This is a genomic window from Polaromonas sp. P1_G4 (assembly GCF_056405475.1).
Window position 1 is genome coordinate 1 of record NZ_JBFUCA010000661.1, and the last position, 1,932, is coordinate 1,932.

3 protein-coding genes are annotated in these 1,932 nt (G+C 59.9%); 1 reads left to right on the forward strand and 2 read right to left on the reverse strand.

Going from position 1 to position 1,932, the window contains the following annotated elements:
• The first annotated feature begins 195 nt into the window (after window positions 1-195).
• A complete protein-coding gene (locus AC1D1X_RS21910; RefSeq protein ID WP_477668266.1) occupies window positions 196-501 on the forward strand; it encodes an I78 family peptidase inhibitor in 306 nt (101 codons plus the stop codon).
• A gap of 21 nt (window positions 502-522) precedes the next feature.
• Here the strand turns inward: AC1D1X_RS21910 and AC1D1X_RS21915 are convergent, their stop codons facing one another.
• Together AC1D1X_RS21915 and hemW are read right to left on the reverse strand one after the other, a co-directional pair.
• The gene (locus AC1D1X_RS21915) at window positions 523-750 is read right to left on the reverse strand and encodes a hypothetical protein (protein ID WP_477668267.1); all 228 of its coding nucleotides are present in this window, start codon (window positions 748-750) and stop codon (window positions 523-525) included.
• A 61-nt stretch (window positions 751-811) separates the two neighbouring features.
• A complete protein-coding gene (gene hemW / locus AC1D1X_RS21920) occupies window positions 812-1,930 on the reverse strand; it encodes a radical SAM family heme chaperone HemW (RefSeq protein WP_477699178.1) in 1,119 nt (372 codons plus the stop codon).
• Window positions 1,931-1,932: the final 2 nt, after the last annotated feature.

The following is a 1,932-nucleotide window of genomic DNA, read 5'->3' on the forward strand; positions in this document are numbered from 1 at the left end:
ACATGTACAGCGTCAGAAAGTATGAGATGTCTAACATTAATACAAAAAGGGGTCGAGGCTTGTCAAACAGCGACCGGTCAATGTCAATTGATCCCGCACCTAACTGCGTTTTCTGGTGCGGACTTTCGCTTCACCTCCACATGTAGCAGAGTATCGCGAGGTAAGCTCCAAACACTTCGACGAAAGGACCTTGCCATGCGCACGCATTTTCTCAACGCTCTTGCACTAGCGCTGCCGATAGCCCTCTCCGCGTGCGGAGGCCCCGCGGCATCAACGCCAGCATCTGCGCCGCCAAGCGGTGCTTGCAACGCCGCACCAGCCCAATTCGCCGTGGGCCGCAATGTGAGCGCAGCGCTTCAAGAAGAAGCCCGCACACGCGCCGGCACCAAAACCGTCCGGGTGCTGAAGCCCGGGCAGGTTGTGACGATGGAGTTCAATGCTGATCGGCTAAGCCTGACTGTGGATGATGCCGGGCGCGTGACGCACGTGAGCTGCGGTTAAACAAACCGCTGTGGAGGCCAGTCAGCGCTTGCGGCTTTTGGCTTCTTCTTTTTCCAGCTGCTGAAGCTGGCGCTTGCGCTTGGCCTTGTTGAGGGACTCGGGTTCTGGGGGGCGGTTGCGCAATGCTTCGGCTTCGCGGGCCTGTGATTTTTCTTTGCGCTTTTTGTCGCGGAAGTGCACAAACAGCCGGCCCAGCGCGAAGCTGACGGCGCAACTGATAACCAGAAAAATAACGGCTGGTGTTTCCATAGATTTTGTAGACGGGATGTTGCGTTGACGTTGACGTTGGCGTTGGGCGTTGACGTGGGCGCTAGTCGGCCAGAAACAATGTCTGCAGGTCGTTCAAAAAATCAAAGCCGCGCTCGGTGGGCTTGACGCGTACGAAGTCTCGTTCGATCAGGCCCTTGCGTTCGGCTTCTTCAAGGCCGCGCTGAATGGCGGTGACGGGCAGGCCGGTTTTTTCGGTGAAGTCTTGCAGCTTGAAGCCGTCGCGCAGGCGCAAGGCGTTGAGCATGAATTCGAAAGGCAGGTCGGCGCGGCTGACTTCTGTTTCTTGCGTGACGGCTTCGCCGGTCAGGGCCTTTTCCATATAGAGCTTGGGCTCGCGAAAGCGTACCTGCCGGACGACGCGGTGCGCAAAGCTGAGCTTGCTGTGGGCGCCGGCGCCTATGCCGAGGTAGTCGCCAAACTGCCAGTAGTTGAGGTTGTGAAAGCAGCGGTGGCCGGGCCTGGCGTAGGCCGACACTTCATAGCGCTGCAACCCGGCGGCCTGCGTGATCTCGGTGATTTTGTCGAGCATGGCGTAGGCGGTGTCTTCTTCAGGCACCACGGGCGGGAATTTGGCGAAGTAGGTGTTGGGCTCGATGGTCAGGTGGTAAATCGAGATGTGCGGGGGCTGCAGCGCCAGCGCCTGCCGCATGTCCTGCTCCAGGCTTTCCATGGTCTGGCCTGGCAGCGCGTACATGATGTCGAGGTTGAAGGTGTCGAAGGCTTGTGCGGCTTCTTCTACCGCGGCGATGGCCTGGGCGCGGTCGTGCACGCGGCCGAGGGCTTTGAGGTGTTTGTCGTCAAAGCTCTGCACGCCGACGGACAGGCGTGTGACGCCGGCGCTGCGAAAGGCCTTGAAGCGGTCTTTTTCAAAGGTGCCGGGGTTGGCTTCGAGCGTGATTTCGCAGTCGGCTTCAAGCCTGAGGCGTGCGCGGATGTCGGCAAGCAAGCGGTCTATGGCCTGCGGCGAAAACAGGCTGGGTGTGCCGCCGCCAATAAAAATGCTGTGGACCATGCGGCCCCAGATCAGGGGCAGCGCGGCCTCCAGATCGGCCACTACGGCRTCGATGTAGCGCTGCTCTGGCATTTCGCCCGCGACCTCGTGCGAATTGAAGTCGCAATAAGGGCATTTCTTGAGGCACCAGGGCAGGTGCACGTACAGCG